The following is a 16841-nucleotide window of genomic DNA, read 5'->3' as shown; positions in this document are numbered from 1 at the left end:
ATGCGTTGGAACTTGCCACTTGATGATCATATGGTCCTGCTTAAAGAAATTCACAGGGCGTTCCGTACCGCATTTAGAGACCCCACGCAGCATGAGCCGCAGCTTGTGGCCAATCTTGTCTGGCATCTGCCACGGCGACTGAATGCCGTCTCGCTTTCTGGCGGCAACTCCCTGAAGGCAGGCGGCGTGTTCGTGCATGCGCAACCATTTGTAACAGCCCCAAGCTTTCCTGCCGCGACTCCGGCTTCCGTGGAAATTGGCGACCTTCTGCTGCTGCGCACGGCGTACAATGCCGGCAGCGCAGTTGACCGGCGGGCCATGCTCCTGCAAGCCAAAAAGACCGCCACCTTGCCGGCGAAGCCAGACAACAAGAACCAGTACCATCTGTATGCGCAGTGGCCCAGGTTCGAATATGTTCGCTCCACGCCGCATTTGAATGGCGAGACGCGGCATGTCAGGGGACCAGACTTGTATGATGCCGCAAAGTATTTGCTGCTCTGCGGCGATACGCATCCCGAGTTTCCCTGTTGTTGCGCGCCTGGCTTCTGCTATTTGATGCGCGGCTATTGTTACGCGATGACCGCGCACCCCACAGAGCCACACCTCACGCACCATCGCTGCTTTGCCAGGGATGTGCTGGAATTCATCATGGGTGATTCTGGCAAGACATACAATGAACGTGTTCACCACTTTGCAACAGGGTGGGACAAGGTCATCGAAGATTTGACGACGATCACCGCAGAACGCCATTCCAAGTTTATGGGGCGCGCCTCTGGAGGAACAACCAGGGCGCGGGGGGGCATGATGGCCTTGCATTTCCTGTCCGGCGAGATGCCATTTTTCTCTCGCTTGTCGCACCTGGGTTTCAGTGTCTCGGACTTCCCGGCAGGCATGGACGGTCCACCTGATGTGCCGGCAAGAGATCGCGAGGACAACGAAGAGGGAGGACGCGGCATTTCCATCCTGGAGTTTGCCATCAATGCAGAAGGGCCGCCCCGTGCGTGATGCATCCCATAGTGGTTCCCTCAAGCCCGACTGGAAAATGGTCAAGTTCGGGGACATCGCCCAGAACGTTGCCGTGCGGGTGGATCCCGCCGATGCCAAGACCGACGTTTATGTCGGGCTGGAGCATCTTGACCCCAGCACAATTCACCTGCGCCAATGGGGGCATCCGTCCGATGTTACCGGGCAGAAACTAACCTTCAAAAAGGGCGATGTGATTTTCGGTCGCCGCCGTGCCTATCAGCGCAAGCTCGCCGTGGCGGAGTTTGACGGCATCTGCTCGGCGCATGCCATGGTGGTGCGGGCGAAGCCCAAGCTGATCCTGCCGGAGTTTCTGCCGTTCTTTCTGCAATCCGACATGTTCATGGAGCGGGCCATTGAAATATCCGTGGGCTCGCTCTCCCCGACAATTAATTGGAAGACGCTCCGCGAGCAGGAGTTCCCCCTTCCGCCCCTTGCGGAACAGCAGCGCATTGCCGAAATTTTGTGGGCGGCGGATGAGGCAAAGGAATCACACTATAAGCTCCTTGAGGACCAGATAATTTTCAGAAAAACCTACCAAAGAGAGAGCCTTTCTTTCTCAAGTTTTGGTAGTTCTTCACAAATCCCGACTGACTGGAAATTCGCAAAGGTTGGTGAGGTATGCCAAATACTGAATAATTTACGCAAGCCAATTTCGAAGGCCGAGCGGACAAAGATCCAGGGGCAATATCCTTACTATGGGCCAACTGGAAAGCTGGATAGTCTCAACGAATACCGCATAGAAGGTGAGTATGTTCTTATTGGTGAAGATGGAGACCACTTCACAAAGTTTAATGACTGGGCTATGACTCAGTTAGTGTCCGGTCGATTCAATGTGAATAATCACGCACATATTCTTCGGGGGACAGAAAAGTGTCTTACCAAATACATCTACTACTACTTCAAGCACCGTGACATAGGGCCTTATCTTTCTAAGCAGGGAGCGACAAGGCTTAAGCTCAACAAAGGAGTTCTTGAAACCATTCCGATTCTCTTGCCCTCTATGGATCAACAAGAAAAACTATGCCAACGATATGCTGCCATTGATACGACAATCGAAGCGTGTCGTCATCACCTCGAGTCATCAAAGATTCAAATCGGTGCCCTAACGCGAGCCCTCATTGAAGGAACCCATGTTTAACGAAACCAACACCGTTGAACAGCTGGTGCTCGACACGTTGTGCGCCGGTACGGGGAGCCCCTGGCGTTTCATCCCCGCCGAGGAGCTGCCGCGCCAGCCTGCCGACGTGCTGGTGGAGTCCATGGTGCGCGAGGCCCTCATCCGCCTGAATCCGGACATCGCCGCCCAGCCCGACCGCGCCGACGAGGTGCTCTATCGCCTGCGGACCATTCCTCTGTCGGTACAGAGCGAAGGCTTGGTGCGGGCCAACGAGCTGTTCGCCGAATGGCTGCGGGGTGAGAAGTCCATGCCCTTCGGCGAGCGAGGCGAACACACGCCGGTGCGGCTCATGGATTTCGAGAATCTCAGCAACAACGACTGCGTGGTCACCAGCCAGTGGGTCTACCCGGTGCGGGAGGGCGGCCGCCGTTTCGACATCGTCCTGGTGGTCAACGGCATCCCGCTTGTGATTGGCGAGGCCAAGACCCCGGTGCGCCCGGCCGTCACCTGGCTGGACGCCGCCAGCGACATCCACCATGGCTACGAGCGCAGCGTGCCGCAGATGTTCGTGCCCAATGTCCTGTCCTTCGCCACCGAGGGCAAGTGCTTCCGCTACGGCTCGGTGCGCATGCCTCTTGACCTCTGGGGGCCGTGGCACGAGGGCGATAACAAGGCCGAGGGGACGCTTGCGGATGTGCAGCGTTCCATCCGCGCCATGCTCCGCCCCCAGGTGGTGCTGGACATCCTGCAGAATTTTACCCTGTTCGCCACGGACAAGAAACACCGGCGCATCAAGATCATCTGCCGCTATCAGCAGTACGAGGCCGCCAATCTGATGGTGGAACGCGTGGTCAAGGGCTTTCCCAAGAAGGGGCTTATCTGGCACTTCCAGGGCTCGGGCAAGTCGCTGCTTATGGTCTTCGCGGCCCAGAAGCTGCGCATGCATCCTGCCCTTGGCAACCCCACGGTGATGATCGTGGTGGACCGCATCGACCTGGACACCCAGATCAGCGCCACCTTCAACGCCGCGGACATCCCCAACATGGTCGGAGCCGCCACCCGGCAGGAGCTGCAACGCCTCCTGGCCGCGGACACCCGCAAGATCATCATCACCACCATCCACAAGTTCGGCGAGGCCGGCGGCCGGCTGAACGAGCGGTCGAACATCATCGTCATGGTGGACGAAGCCCACCGCACCCAGGAAGGCGACCTGGGACGCAAGATGCGCGACGCGCTGCCCAACGCCTTTCTCTTTGGCCTCACCGGCACGCCCATCAACACGAGGGACCGCAACACCTTCTGGGCTTTTGGCGCGGATGAGGATGCCCAGGGCTACATGAGTCGCTATTCGTTCCAGGACTCCATACGGGACCGGGCCACGCTGCCCCTGCATTTTGAGGCCGTGGACGTGAAGTTGCGTATCAACAAGGATGCCATCAACGAAGCCTACGCCCAGATGACCGATTCCCTGAGCGAGCAGGACCGTGACGACTTGGCCAGGCGGGCCGCCAATATGGCCGTGCTCATCAAGGCCCCAGCGCGGGTGAACGCCATCTGCCAGCATATTGTCAACCATTACCGGGCAAAGGTGGAACCCAACGGCTTCAAGGCCCAGGTGGTGACCTTCGACCGGGAATGCTGCGTGCTCTACAAGGGCGTCCTGGACGAGCTTGTCGGCCCGGAGGCCAGCGCCATCGTCATGCACACCCAGGGCGGCAAATCCGACGACTACGCTCCATGGCGGTTATCCAAGGACGAGGAAGAAACCCTCCTGGATCGTTTCCGCGATCAGAACGATCCGCTCAAATTCCTGATCGTCACGTCCAAGCTCCTGACCGGTTTCGATGCGCCCATTTTGCAGGTGATGTACCTGGACAAGCCTATGAAGGACCACAACCTGCTCCAGGCCATCTGCCGCACCAACCGCGTCTATACCGGCAAGACCCACGGCCTGGTGGTGGATTACCTGGGAATCTTTGATGACGTAGCCACGGCTCTGGATTTCGATGAGAAGGCAGTGCAGCAGGTCATCACCAACCTGGACGACCTCAAAAAAGAGCTGCCCGGCGTGGTGACGAGATGCCTGGCCTTTTTCCCCAAGGTGGACCGCACCGTTGGCGGCTATGAGGGACTGATTGCGGCACAGGACTGCCTGCCCAACAATGAGACCCGTGACAAGTTCGCGGCGGAATATACGGTGCTGGCCCGTCTGTGGGAGGCGCTGTCTCCAGACCCCTGCCTCGGCCCCTATGAAAAGGACTACAAGTGGCTGACCCAGGTCTATGAATCGGTAAAACCACCCAGCGGTAACGGCAAACTGCTCTGGCACGCCCTGGGCGCCAAGACCATCGAACTGGTCCATGAAAACGTGCATCTGGAGACGGTGCGAGACGACCTTGACACCCTGGTCATGGATGCCGAGGTCCTCCAGGGCCTGCTCGATGCCAAGGATCCGGACAAGAAATCCAAGGAACTCGAGATCAAGCTTATCGCCCGCCTGCGCAAGCACAAGGACAATCCGAATTTTGTCGCCCTGGGCGAGCGCCTGGAAAAGCTCAAGGAACGGCATGAACAGGGACTGCTGCACAGCCTCGACTTCCTCAAGGCGCTGCTGACCCTGGCCAAGGAGGTAGTCCAGGCCGAAAAGCAGGTGGACCCGGTCGATGAGCAGGCCAAGGCCAAGGCCGCCCTGACCGAACTGTTCGTCGAGGTAAAAAACGGGCAGACACCGGTCATGGTGGAGCGCATCGTGGCCGATATCGACGAGATCGTGCGCCTGGTCCGATTCCCCGGCTGGCAAAACACTAAGGCCGGCGAGCGCGAAGTCCAGAAAGCCCTGCGCAAGGTGGTGTACGTGAAGTACAAGGTCAAAGACCAGGATCTCTTTGACAAGGCGTATGGGTATATTCGGCAGTATTACTAACGTGCGGCCATTAACCACTTCTCACAAGAAGGGAATGCGCTACTTCGGGCAAGCAGATCCAGAGCTCGGGCAACAAAAGCGGTAAGCCCAGGAGGCATCCAGCAGGCACTGTACCCGGCCAAGCGCCTCGCCTTCGGAAAGCCCCAAGTCGCATAGCGATTTGAAGACATGCGCATATTCATTTCGAAGTGATGTGGAAAAAATGCCTGGATCGTCACTGGCAAGCACCATGTCTGGATGCTCTGGCAAGGGATTGTCCCCAAGCCCAAGCATGCGGAACATGTGGTGTTCCCGATAAGCTTCATAGCAGGCGATGCGCACATTGCTTGTTGGCATTATTTCCACGGCCACACGACGAGTTTTGAGCAGCTTCACGATTGCTCGCTGCGCCGCTTCATAGATTGCGTCGGAGAGTTCGTCCACCTGGACTTCCTTCAACAGATTTCCAGCTTTCCGCAATTGCATGTCCTGATGGTACCGCATGAAGAGCTGCCAGGCTTCTTTCTCGCCGTTCTCCACCTGCAAAGCCTTTGCGCGCTCCTGTTGGTAGAAGGGCAGCACGGAGGGTTCTTGCAGATTGAACGCGATAAAAGGGTCAAGTGCCCGCAAGCGCCAAGCTTTCCGTACGTTGAAAAAACAGACGCCGCCACCGTACAGCTCTTGCGCTGCATCCTCTGCCTTGGCCTTGAGCAGCGGCCCAAATTCGCTTGTCGCAGGTTCCTGAGACAGCAGTTCGTACAGAAAAATCAGATTATCCAACCACTCCAGCTTGCGAATGATGATGCTTCCGCCCGTGCGCTCGCGCCACAGTTTCGGATCGAGCCCCACCGCGGTGCCGTGGCCAATGCGATCCTTGAATCCAAGCTGCAGAAACTCCAGGGCTTCGTATATGGCTCGCAGTCCTGAGGCGAGGTGCACGAAATCTTCGCCAACGTGGTAGGTAAAGTTGTGCCACCCCCTGCTGCGCAGGAAGCGGTAGACCGGCGCAAATACCTCCGGCGGGGCGTGCATTTCGTTGGCTGCGGCATCAATGGCGCACAGGGGAAACTGCGGCAGGCGCTCCCTGATGGTTGCGAGACACCATCCAAGATGTCTCACCTGCGTTCTCAGTTTGAGGTGTCGACAGAATGAAAACTTGTCCTTGGGCGGCTTCTTAATAAAATGCGCCACAAGGGCGAGCGTGGCATCGGGTGGACAGATTTCGGTCCATTGCTCGGTGATTTTCTTCAGAAGAAGCCAGTTCTCCTTGCAGGTTGCTTTTGGCGAAAAGCGTCCTTCAATATGACACGCCCGGCCCGGCATGTGCTCCAGGAGCTGCTGATACCGGTCCCGGTAGCGCTCATTTTCCAACGGATCTCGGAGCTTGTTGTCGGCAATGCGCTGGAACTGGTCGAACCCATTCTGCTCAAGTTGTTGCACCAGCAGCCTGTTGAAGCAGGATTGGATGAGCAGGTAGCAATGCAGGGCATGGCCAAATGCTTCATTGGAGTACGTGAGGGCATGGATGGCGCGAGTCAGAAAGATCACTTCGAGCGCAAGGGGTGTTGCCTCCCATAGCCGAGGCTCCACATGGCGGCGCATGGGATGCTCCCTGGAGGATGGCGGTTCGCCAGGGGGCAAGAGCATGTTGACATTGCACCATTCCGCAAGATCACGCGGGCTGAGCTCTCCTTGGCCGAAGAGGTGTTTGATCAGCCTGTGCCGCAACCAACCGGCGAGTTGCAAGAGTCTGTACATGCGGTAGGGCGACAAGAAAAACGCCACCTGGCGCAGTTGCTCATCAATTTTCTCGCCAAACGCCTTCTTGAGGGACTTGTAGGTAAGGCGCGGTCGGGCCAGGGCGTCCAGCCAGATGACGTCCGCCTCGGAGCTCCCGTTGAGGTGCAGATGCAGTTCCGCAAGCCCGCGTTTGGCCAGCAGATCATCAAGGATGGGGTTGCCCATATGCGGCAGGGCGGAATGTTTGACCGCGTCGGGCACCAGCGACCAGGGCTCGACCAGCGCCACCTCCTTGGCATGCGTGCACAACGCAGCCGCCACCAGCGCCAGGGGCGAAAGGCGCGTCATCACATCTTGCCAGTCGTCAAAGCGCTCCCATTGCACCTGGACCTGCCCGTCGCAGTGTAGGAGATAGGCGTCCGACATACCGAACAATGCCTTGGAAAGCAGGGTGGTAACGTCCCCACCCTCACCATCATACAGGCGCTTCTGGAGATTGGTATACTGGTAATCCGGCAAATAGCCCGTGCGCTGTCGCATTGTAACACGCACCAGACTGCGCAGCTCCTTGGTGGAACACAGCCGGCCACAGCAATATTCCCCCAGGATTTCCATGGAGGAAAGCAGGGATTCGTGGAGATGGCAGGAGAGGGGCCGCATGGTGGGTTATTGGTCGAGGACGTACTGTTTGAACAGCGGGAAGACATCTTCCTTGAAAATCCTTGTATTTTTGCTCGATGTCAGGATCAACTCATTATACGGATATTCCCAGCGTTGCATTGCTTCCCTAAGGATGGAGAACACAATTCCCTCGTCGGTGTCTCTGTCTTTTCGAGTTGCAATTCTTTGTTCCCAGGCAGCCCGCAGCTCAGGCTGATTATCCGTCAGCACCTGAGCCCACCTGACTTTTTCCAGATGATCTTCAATAAATTCATCTTCGTTTATCGTGTGCGACATGCCAACTACGAGCATGGAGTTGAGCAGCGGGAAAAGATTGGGATAGGGTTCTTTGGCCATCGCATACTGGACCCGCAGGGCCTGCCTGAAGGAGTCGAGGTCCTGGATGATACCTCGCTGAAGCAGGTAGTTGAGGTTGTGATCGAGCACCTTTTCCTTGGTTTCCATGCTGTCCAAATAGAGACTCCAGACCGGGCAAGAGTAAAACCAATTGAACAGAGGGAAAGTACTTCCCCATGCTTGATTGTTCTCAGACCCCAATGTTTTTCTCAACTTTCGCACCAGGTTCATAAAGGTAGTATCGCTAGTGATGGCGTTCTCGAGGATGAGCTTGTCGCCGCCCGGTAATTGCGGTCCAAACGCCTCCAAGGCTTCTTCCAGCAGCACGGAATGCAAAAAGGCGACGATCCAGCGGTGCATGACAATGCCGGCCAGGCAATTGAACCGTTCCAGTTGTTGAGATATCGATGTAAGACTGTAGTAAAATCTGGTCCAGGCCCTGGCCAGCACGGCAGTGGAGGAAACGCCCCCAAGTTTCAATGGTAACATTTTTCTCCAAGTGTTCCAGGAAGCATCAAATGCAGAATCAATGGGCGCGCGTTCGTTGTTGTCGTCCAGTACCCCGCCAGTTTCTTCGTCAGGCATATCTGGCGGCCGGATGGCTTTTCGAGCTTCAGATTGCCACACGGGGAACATGCGGGTCTGACTGGCCACTGGAAGCACCGCGTCCAGGGATTCGCCTTCCAGCAGCGTTCCCAACGCCCCGAAGAGGCTGAAAAATGAATAATGAGGATTGCTCTTTCCGAAGATGAGATTGATGGAATACGGAATTTTCGCAAAATGGATGTGCCAGGAGGTGATGCCTTTGGCCAGGCTGTCCATGGTGTTGAGGAAAACTCCTTGGATGACTCCCTGTGCGGTTTTCGTTGTGTCAATAATTGACCAATAAGCCTTTAGCCCGGCAAGGCGAGCTGTGTACTCGCCCTCATCCTCACGGAACAGCTGATCTCGAATATCAGACAAATTGAATTTGCCTGGCGCGCGAACCAGGATGGTACCTTGTTCCAAGGCAGGGCGGCGCACCTGAGCGATGGGCTGGGCATGACAAAACGAGAGGTAGCTCCTGGCAATGTGCAAGGTGGTTTCGCCGCCCAGGAGATTGACGTGCCGCATGTATGCATTAATGATTTCGGGGTGTTGCTGGTCGCGAATCACCTCCTCAGTCAGGCATAGCTTGAGCAAATAATGCAGGTAGGCAGTCGGCTGGCTGGCCATGTGCCAGGCAAACACACCGCTTAGGCACATCAGGGCGTCGTTGCGCAGGTCGTTGGTGAACACAGGCCGCAGGCTCGCGCCATTTCCGAAGAGGCCATTCCTGTTAAGTTGGACGATCAGCCGTTCAATGGAGCGGGAAGGATCGAAGCGTTCAAGCTCTGCGGCACTGTAGCCCATTTCAGTGAGGCCCATGTGGAAGACATGCGCCAGGGCCAGATACAGTCCTTGCATCTTGCCGGGAGCGACACCGGCTTTATCCAGAGCATTCTTTTCCTGCTCCGTGTTGTCGTTGCGGAGCGCATCGGCATAGGCCTGCAGCAGGGCAATGACCGTGCGGGGAGGGCGTTGCAGCAGCATCTGGACGAGGCGCCGCTTATCGCCAACGGCCTTGCGGTGCAACACGTTGGTGCAGAAGGCATCAAAAATGGCACTGATGTCTGATTCCGACTGCTTTTCAGCCGCAGAACGTGTGACCCGCAGTACATAGGGAGCTGCGCTGTAATGCTCCAGCCCCCTGAGCTCGATGCGATGGGCCGGTTTGAGGATCTTGAGCAGGTATTGATCCTGCAGCTCGCTCACGATGGGCTTGAAACGGTTCGCGTCATCCACTTCCGCTATCATGTTCTGCCCCAGCCGCTCCCATTGCTGCTTTTCCACCAGCAGCGAATAGAGCTTGAGATCGCCGGAAAGGACCACCATGAGCTGGGGGGTGGTCAGGTATTTTCGGATGATTTCCAGTACGCCCCAGCCCTTGGAAAAGTCCGTGTCAATGTCGTCAAAGACCAGGAGAAAGGCCTTTTTGTTCAAAAAGCCCAGGCTTTCCTTGACGAACTCGTGGAAATTCCGCTCCAGTCTGCTGCCGCTGCGCGCGTTTTTCAGCCCCTGCTCCAGCACGTACTGCTCGTCCATCCACTCTTCGTTGTCCAGCGGATCCTTGCCAATCCCGTCCAGAATGGTAATGCCGCCGGCCAAGGGGAGGAGGCTTTTGCTCCACTGTTCGTACCTGTGGCGGGCGTCGCCATGGTCATGACGGCGGAAGTGTTCATCAACTCGGTCCCGGATGGCGTTGATGATGGAGACGAAGACATGCTCTCGTGTTTCCACCAGGGTGGGGTCGATGATGTCCAGGAATTCCACTTCCGAGAAGGCCTCATACTCCTTGCGGTTCGGTTCCAACAGGATTTTGCAGGCACTCAAAATGAAGGTCGTCTTGCCCGAACCGCGCACGCCGTCCACGGTGATCACGTCGTGGGTCCGCATGGGCCACCGCATACCCTGCAGCGACGCCTTGAATGGTTCAATGCGCGCCAGAATGCCTTTGAGCAGCTCGCAGAATTGCGAGAAGGCTTCCTGCTGAATGAGGCCCTCCCGATTCAGGCTGGAGGTCGCTTCTCTGGACTGGGACAGATCGATGGTGATCGTTTTGGCTGTCATGGCTGGCAGGTGGGGGTAAGGGTGTATAGTCTCATGCGAGGATACTTTGACATTGCCGCAGCATGGAATCCATGTACCCGAAGTAAGCTTGCTTTGCCATACCATTTGGCAGAAAACACCCGATGGCACGGCGTCTTCTGCCGCAACAAGGACGTACATCCGAACATGCTGGCTGCTTGGAGAGCTAGGAGCCAGAGCTGGTGCTTATCCCGAGAGAGGTCGGACCGCTGGTATAATACAGACTGCCGGCCGAGCGCAGTGTCTGCTCGTCGTTCACCCATGCGAACACGATGATCTTGGCGTTGGAGTCAAACCGGAAGAAGAGCCGGAAGCGCCTGCCGATCTTGGCCCGCCGCCAGTGCCGGAATGCAGGGCCCATGGTGTTGCCTTGTCGGTAGTCCTCGCGATTGGGATCGCCGGGGACGGTCTCCAGGATGAGGCGGGACAGGGCGCGGAACAGCTTGACGTTGGCGTTGGAGGCGGCCTCTTCGGGGTTCCGGGCCATGGCTCGCGCTGCCGCCTGCACCAGTCGCTGCAGTTGCTCGATCAGGCAGTCATGGAAAAGCAGGGTCCAGCCGTGGCGCTGCATCACAGTGCCACGTCGCCTTCGATCTCATCCTCCAGGGGAGGCGTGCCTGCAGCCGCAATCATCGACTGCGCCACCCCCTCGGGCAACGTGCCGAGATGCTGGCCACTACGGATGTCCTGCTCCAGCAGCGTGAGAAAACCGGCGATGGCCGGGTCCGTATGCGGCTGCTCTTCGGCGCGGCTGACAACCACTCGCGAGCCGTCCAGTTCGAAGGCGACCTTGTCGCCAGCGCCCACGCCAAGCAGTTGCCGGACGGATTTCGGCAGCGTGATCTGTCCCTTGGATGTGATGGAGGCGAGTTCGTGAATGGTGCCCATGAGAAGCTCCTTGGTTCGACCCTAAGAGGGTAAGGAATAATCCTTACAAGGTCAAGGAGGAGTGGCAGGTAGCCGGGGAGGCCCTCCCGGGTGGTCAGTCTTGCCTTCTCGCTAGCAGCCCGCGTCGCATGCGCCGTGCCAGGGGGGAGGGTAAATCTCTAATACTTTCAGTGATAAGGACCGGTTGCGCCCATCAATACGTCGTTTTCAAGTTTTTCGGCAAAAAGGGGACGTTGGAAAGCAGATACCCGAAAGCAAGGAGAGCGCGTTCCCCTTCTTTAGAGAAAGGTACTCGTCTTGTGGTGGATAGTTACGAAAGATCAATTTTTAAAGGAATCAAGATCGTCCTCGTAGGCCATCCAGCGGCCAAAGCGTTTGCGGATGATCTGGTGCAGCCGAATGCTGTATCTCGGGTCTTTCATGTTCCTCAGAAGTGTCGTTTTAGAGCATTTAAGCACGAAAGCGATAGCTTCCAGGCCCCAAATTTCCTGTGGTTCGAATTCCTGGCCGGGCGTATCGTGGGATCGCGTGGGCAAACTTTGGTGGTGCATCGTCGTCCTCCAGGACGTTTGAGGCATAGAAATTCTGGCCTTAGCATTGCGTTCTCAGGGCCTGGATTTGGCCAAGCGGATTCCGCTCTGCTTTTTGGTATGTTGTGCTCTCTGGCCATTTCTCGCGAGGGGGCAGGGTGGAGAGTGGGCTTTTGAGGGGTGCTTTCACAAAATCACCAGTCTTCGGCCTGCGTGGCGTGCGGGCGGCATGTTCCCACACCTTTCAGAGCAGATATGTCAATCGGCGTGGAGCTGCGAGGTTGGCCCTGCCAATGATCCGGGCTCCAATGCGTTCCAACAGCGCGGTAGAAGGCTTCCGCCGCGTCAAGGTGCCCCAGACATGCCTGCGGTCTGGTGCGCCCGATTGGATGGTGCTCCAAGGCTGGCAGACCAGTCTCCTGGTGCAGTGCGGTGAGGAGGTTTGACCACGCAGCACAATCTGGAAGCAGAATTCCTTCCCTTGTCTTCCCGGGGACGTCAGAGGACGTAGAATCCAAGTCATTTGAAAATTTTTGCACTCTAATAATATAGTCTATTAGAGTGCAATGATTACCAGAAAGCTTTGATTCTACGTCCCTCACCTTCCCTTGGCCTTCATTTTTGTCGTTTTTGTGGGCTTTCAGCAGCGATGTGGCGCGATTCAGGAGTTCCTGCCCATCTGGCCCGCAGCCGATGCCCAGGAGCGCGGCGATTTCCTGCGTGATGAAGCCATGCGTATCGACGAACGCGCGGAGGCGTCGCAGGGCTTCCGGGAAGGTGCCGGCCTTGCGGCGGCCGTCCAGGATCAGTCCGGGCGGCGGGAAGTTTTCTGGCCAGTGGCTGCCCATGACGACAATGGTTTTGCCGCCTCTTATGGGTCGAATTCGGTGAATGCCTTGCGCAAGGTCGCGCCTGCCAAGACTGGCTATCCAGTGCAGGCGCGCTTCCTGCGTGGGGAAAAGCGTACAGGCAGCGTCCAAGCTGCCAGCGGGGCTGGCCGTGGGCGTGCCCAGGACAATGACGGCCTGGCAATCCTCCCAGCTATTCACGCCACGGGGGCCGAAGTGGTGGAGGCCAGACCAGTTGCGCGAAGGGTCCAAATCTTGCGCAGTGGCCAGGGCCTCTCCTTCGCGGGCCAGATGCATGAGCAGCAGCACGTCATGCGCGCCAGAGGCAACGGGCGGCAGGTGCTTGATGCAGTCTTGCAGGCGGGATTCCAGTTGCCGGGGCGAGAGCTGCAGCGTCCGGCCCTTGCCCAGGCCGCGCCGAAGCCAGACGGTCTTGAGGTCCGGCATTGCCGCCTTGATGCGCATGGGTTGGATGGGGCGTAGCCACAGGCCCTCGGCTTCGGCGTGGTCGCCAGTGCCGTCCAGGAGGATCAGCCGGCGTTCCTGACCCAGGCTTGCGGCGTGGTTGACCACCCGCACCATGTGGAAGGGTTCCGTCTTGCTGCGTGCTACGTGGAGGTAAACGGAGCCCGGCGCGGCGAGATCAGCCTTTGCCGATAGGGCCTCCTCCAGCCAGCGCATGGCCCGCAGGTTCAAGCCTTCCGTCCACAGTCTCCATTGCCAACGCAACCAGTTTTCTTCCGCGCCCTGCTCAAATGCGGCGAGGTCGCGTTGCAAGGCGGTCAAGGCGACGTCCGGCACACACAGCACCTCCCAGAGACTGCAGGCGCGCTCATGGCCTTCTGGTGGCCGTGAGGCGTACAGCCGAGCGTGAACGTGCTGCTTGTCCGTGGCTTGGAGACGGGCCAGTGCCTCGCGGCAACAATCCTCCACGGCGCGGATGACGTTGGCACTGTCGCTGGGCAACCGGCTGGCAATGGTCTCCATGGCGGGCCACGGCACGGCCTGGGACTCCAGCAGGGACGCAGCGGCGCTTTCGTCGATGACGAACAAGTCCGCACTCCATTCCCGAGTCGGTAGACAGGCATGCGAGGTGACTATCAGCGGGGCCGATTCGGATTGCTGCAGGTAGGAACAGCCTTCACGTTGCGGACACTTGCGCCGGCAGTACATGGCCACGGGAGAGAAGCCGCGTTGGATGAATGATTGTGCGTCTGCCCATTGCGGACCGCAGATGTCGGCATGCATGCCCTTAACGCGCGCCGTGTCGATGCCACGCAGACGGGCCTTGTCCGCCACCTCTTCAGCCAGGGCGTGCGTGGGCGCGGCATAGACGGCCCTGCCACCGTTGGCGCAAAACGCTTGCAGGTAGTCCAATGCGGCATGGGTCTTGCCCAGACCCGGCGTGGCGTTGATGAGGACGTTGCCTTGACCTTCGAAGGCTTGGCGCAGCAGGGCGCGAGCCTCTTCCAATGGCAGGGCCTGTCCATGCGTCAGGGCGGAAGCCGGCTCCGGCAGGTCCGGCAATTCGGGAGCAAAGTCCTCAATCCACTTCGAGGGCGATACGCCGCCCTCACTGGCGGAAGCCTCGCAGGTGGCGCGCCAACATTTTATCCGACCACTTCCAGTAATCCAGGCCTTGCCGTCCCTGCCGCACAAGGGGCAGGTCGGCAGCTGGTAAATAACCCGCCCACCGCAATCCACCACACGTGGGGTCATGCCGAGATCCTCTTCAACATGCGCCAGGACGGCGGCCAGCAGGGCGCGGCGTGTTTTCTCCGGGCGCGGCAGGACCACTTCCACCAACGAGGAGGCCAGGGCCACCTGCCGACGGTAGGATTCCAGGAACCGGCTCCAAGAGTGCTCCACCCTTGCCCAGGTGCGGGGCAGGATGGCTTCCACGATGGCGCAATGCTCGTCTGGGCTCCCTGGTCCGTCCACCAACCGCAGGTATTCGACCTCGTCCAGCTCGAACAGCTGCCAGGGATCCGCAAGCATGTGGATACGGCGCTTAAGTGGTGTGCCCTGCTTGAGGTGCCCACGATAGCCGGCCAGACGCAAGGGCGTACCCTTGCGGTTTGGCCCTGCGTCGATGCATGGCCAGCGAACTCGGTCCTTCAGGAAATGCTGGTACAGCTCACCGTGCTCGGGGCGGATGAGACAAGGCCAAATGAAGCGCAGGCCGCGCCCGGTGAGCAACACCTGGGTTTCATGGCTCCACAGTCCGGCCTGCTCAAACGCAAGCGCCGTTTCGAATGCAGCGGCAAGGTTCGCGGCAACATTGTCATGCTCGCTGCTGGCCTCCACGTCCAGGCACGGCCAATAGGCCACGCCGGCAGGTGTCTCGAAACTGGCTCGCAGGTAGATGTTGACGCGGCCCGTGGTCCAGTCGGCGTGGGGTATCCGCCGGGCGAAGTCGGGAACCTCGCCCAGCGGAATACGCCGCCATGCGGCTTTTTTTTCAAAGACGCCCGTCTTGATGGTGGTTACGAGTGTGGCCAGATCAGGCAGCATGGCCCAGGCGTCGTTGCAGCGCAGCTGAAGCGTTTCCTGGGCGGCGACTACTTTGGCTATCCTGGATGAAGCCCATCCTTAGCCCCGCGCCCGGTGTTCGACTGGGTGCAGCTGCTCGCACACCCATTGAAAAAAGCTGGCCGCCGGGTATGCGACCTTGCCCCGACCCTCGCGGCCCAGGCGCAGGACTTCGGGCGGGCCGGCGCCTTCACAGTCCAGGTTGGCCAGTTGCTTGGGTGAGATCAAGCCCCCGGTGGCCTTGGCTGCGTCCGTGCGGCAGACCACTGGGGCAGGCCATTTTCCAGGAAGTGCTCTACGGTGACAGGGTGGTGAGGCATGCTTTGCTCCTTGCGCTTGGTGCGACGGGGGAGTCCGCCGGATGCAGGGAGCAGCATATGGAGGGAATGCGTAGGGTTGTAGGGAACTACGAAGAATTTGCTAGTTCCGACGTTTGCGCATGGGGACAACATTAATTTTTTCAATACATTCAGAAGTGATGCGGTAGCGCCAGAGCTCGTCCTCCATTTCGATGTCGCCGCGGGGCAGGAGGCGGGCAAGCTGCTCCACGGCGGCGGACTGAGTCAGGCCGTCGGCATGGACTCGGTCCCAGATGTACAATCCCTTGGCGCGAGAATAGTCCCCGCTTAATCGCCCCAAGCTATGCCCCTCAAGTCGCAATATTATACTGATGTATTCCAACCGGCTGGCAACACTATAATTTTCCAGGTTGTAATAGTCATGCAAGTGTTTGAAGTCAGAGAAAATTGTATCGAGCGGTGCGTCAAAATCCACGTTGAGATTGGCGGGGCGCCCACCCGAAGGCGGCTCCAGGACCTGCACCGTGTTGCGGGGCGTGTCGACGACCTCAATTTGCAGCCTTGGCAAGCCAGCCTTTTTTACCACGGCAACAACAAGATCTGCAGAGGTGGACTCCTTGCTAATCATCCGGCACCCGCTATGCAGCAGTCCCTGGCGGATTATTCCATCCCGGGCTATGGTGATCCATGCATTGAACTCCTCGAGACGTTGCTCGCACTCCCAGTCAATCGAGCGAGTGCCTTCCAACTGCATAAAGCGATAGAAGTATCCTGGCGGAGGCTTTTCAGAGAGAATCGGATCAGAGGAGTTGCTTAGTATTCGCAGCTTCTCGATCTCTTTCTCAATAGTCTTTTGGAACCCGGCATTGCGCCGCTGGTATTCCCACAGCCAGAAGAAAAACCGTTCCACAGCATGGATGGAGTCAGTCTGTTGTGTCGCCATAGGATTATCGCAAGGTGCTATGATACGCTACTTTAAGGATACTGTTTTCCACCAAGGAGTTTGCAGTAAAGAGCATCGCATTCATTCACGAAGGGCCTGGGCAGTCCTGTAGACGTGCATTTGTGTCGTCACCCAGAGCTTTTACCAGGCCAGAATACCCAGAGGAATCGAAATGTATACTCTGTGATGTGGTGGAGTGCGCGGGGGCTGTGCACCAGTGTGGTCAGTTGCTCCAGTGCTGCTGCAGATGGGCGTCTGCGGGATGGTTGTTGGGAGCAGAGCCAACACAACGTCGTTTGTTTCGAACGAAATGGCGGTTCATTAGCCTTTTG

The 16841-nt window shown here is 58.1% G+C and carries 10 protein-coding genes; 3 read left to right on the top strand and 7 right to left on the bottom strand.

From position 1 onward, the window contains the following. The 3 genes from ACYQ00_RS04110 to ACYQ00_RS04100 are packed head-to-tail and all read left to right on the top strand — an operon-like array spanning nt 1 to nt 5066. Nucleotides 1-1005 carry a hypothetical protein gene (locus tag ACYQ00_RS04110; protein ID WP_460030905.1) on the top strand — a complete coding sequence of 335 codons (1005 nt, stop codon included), beginning with the start codon at nt 1-3 and terminating at the stop codon, nt 1003-1005. Further along, nucleotides 980-2164 (top strand): restriction endonuclease subunit S, encoded by a 1185-nt coding sequence (locus ACYQ00_RS04105; RefSeq protein ID WP_460030904.1) that lies wholly within the window; start codon nt 980-982, stop codon nt 2162-2164. Before ACYQ00_RS04110 ends, ACYQ00_RS04105 begins: the two co-directional genes overlap by 26 nt. Further along, nucleotides 2157-5066 carry a type I restriction endonuclease subunit R gene (locus ACYQ00_RS04100; RefSeq protein WP_460030903.1) on the top strand — a complete coding sequence of 970 codons (2910 nt, stop codon included), beginning with the start codon at nt 2157-2159 and terminating at the stop codon, nt 5064-5066. Before ACYQ00_RS04105 ends, ACYQ00_RS04100 begins: the two co-directional genes overlap by 8 nt. A gap of 39 nt (nt 5067-5105) precedes the next feature. Here ACYQ00_RS04100 and ACYQ00_RS04095 read toward each other — a convergent pair whose 3' ends face one another. The 7 genes from ACYQ00_RS04095 to ACYQ00_RS04065 all read right to left on the bottom strand — a co-directional run bounded on the left by ACYQ00_RS04095 (nt 5106) and on the right by ACYQ00_RS04065 (nt 16509). After that, nucleotides 5106-7325, bottom strand: coding sequence for a hypothetical protein (locus tag ACYQ00_RS04095; RefSeq protein ID WP_460030902.1), 2220 nt, complete (start codon nt 7323-7325; stop codon nt 5106-5108). 126 nt (nt 7326-7451) lie between these two features. Further along, complete coding sequence (locus tag ACYQ00_RS04090) at nt 7452-10451, bottom strand: hypothetical protein (RefSeq protein WP_460030901.1); 3000 nt, start codon at nt 10449-10451, stop codon at nt 7452-7454. 184 nt (nt 10452-10635) lie between these two features. Beyond that, nucleotides 10636-11040, bottom strand: a complete 405-nt coding sequence (locus ACYQ00_RS04085) for a type II toxin-antitoxin system YhaV family toxin (protein ID WP_460031323.1) — start codon at nt 11038-11040, stop codon at nt 10636-10638. Next, on the bottom strand, nt 11040-11357 hold the full coding sequence (locus ACYQ00_RS04080) for a type II toxin-antitoxin system PrlF family antitoxin (RefSeq protein ID WP_460030900.1): 318 nt from the start codon (nt 11355-11357) through the stop codon (nt 11040-11042). Before ACYQ00_RS04080 ends, ACYQ00_RS04085 begins: the two co-directional genes overlap by 1 nt. A 724-nt stretch (nt 11358-12081) precedes the next feature. Continuing rightward, a complete protein-coding gene (locus ACYQ00_RS04075) occupies nt 12082-15249 on the bottom strand; it encodes a DEAD/DEAH box helicase (RefSeq protein WP_460030899.1) in 3168 nt (1055 codons plus the stop codon). Nucleotides 15250-15327: 78 nt separating this feature from the next. Next, the gene (locus tag ACYQ00_RS04070) at nt 15328-15495 is read right to left on the bottom strand and encodes a hypothetical protein (RefSeq protein WP_460030898.1); all 168 of its coding nucleotides are present in this window, start codon (nt 15493-15495) and stop codon (nt 15328-15330) included. Between the two features lie 192 nt (nt 15496-15687). Continuing rightward, the gene (locus tag ACYQ00_RS04065; protein WP_460030897.1) at nt 15688-16509 is read right to left on the bottom strand and encodes a hypothetical protein; all 822 of its coding nucleotides are present in this window, start codon (nt 16507-16509) and stop codon (nt 15688-15690) included. Nucleotides 16510-16841: the final 332 nt, after the last annotated feature.

It is taken from the genome of Megalodesulfovibrio paquesii, assembly GCF_054653055.1.
This window is presented reverse-complemented; position numbering and strand designations above follow the sequence as displayed.

Bases quoted from the DNA above. Each gene is read 5' to 3' on its own strand.
- ACYQ00_RS04110 (WP_460030905.1), top strand. From the start codon at position 1: ATGCGTTGGAACTTGCCACTTGATGATCATATGGTCCTGCTTAAAGAA.
- ACYQ00_RS04105 (WP_460030904.1), top strand. From the start codon at position 980: ATGCAGAAGGGCCGCCCCGTGCGTGATGCATCCCATAGTGGTTCCCTC.
- ACYQ00_RS04100 (WP_460030903.1), top strand. From the start codon at position 2,157: ATGTTTAACGAAACCAACACCGTTGAACAGCTGGTGCTCGACACGTTG.
- ACYQ00_RS04095 (WP_460030902.1), bottom strand. From the start codon at position 7,325: ATGCGACAGCGCACGGGCTATTTGCCGGATTACCAGTATACCAATCTC.
- ACYQ00_RS04090 (WP_460030901.1), bottom strand. From the start codon at position 10,451: ATGACAGCCAAAACGATCACCATCGATCTGTCCCAGTCCAGAGAAGCG.
- ACYQ00_RS04085 (WP_460031323.1), bottom strand. From the start codon at position 11,040: ATGCAGCGCCACGGCTGGACCCTGCTTTTCCATGACTGCCTGATCGAG.
- ACYQ00_RS04080 (WP_460030900.1), bottom strand. From the start codon at position 11,357: ATGGGCACCATTCACGAACTCGCCTCCATCACATCCAAGGGACAGATC.
- ACYQ00_RS04075 (WP_460030899.1), bottom strand. From the start codon at position 15,249: ATGCTGCCTGATCTGGCCACACTCGTAACCACCATCAAGACGGGCGTC.
- ACYQ00_RS04065 (WP_460030897.1), bottom strand. From the start codon at position 16,509: ATGGCGACACAACAGACTGACTCCATCCATGCTGTGGAACGGTTTTTC.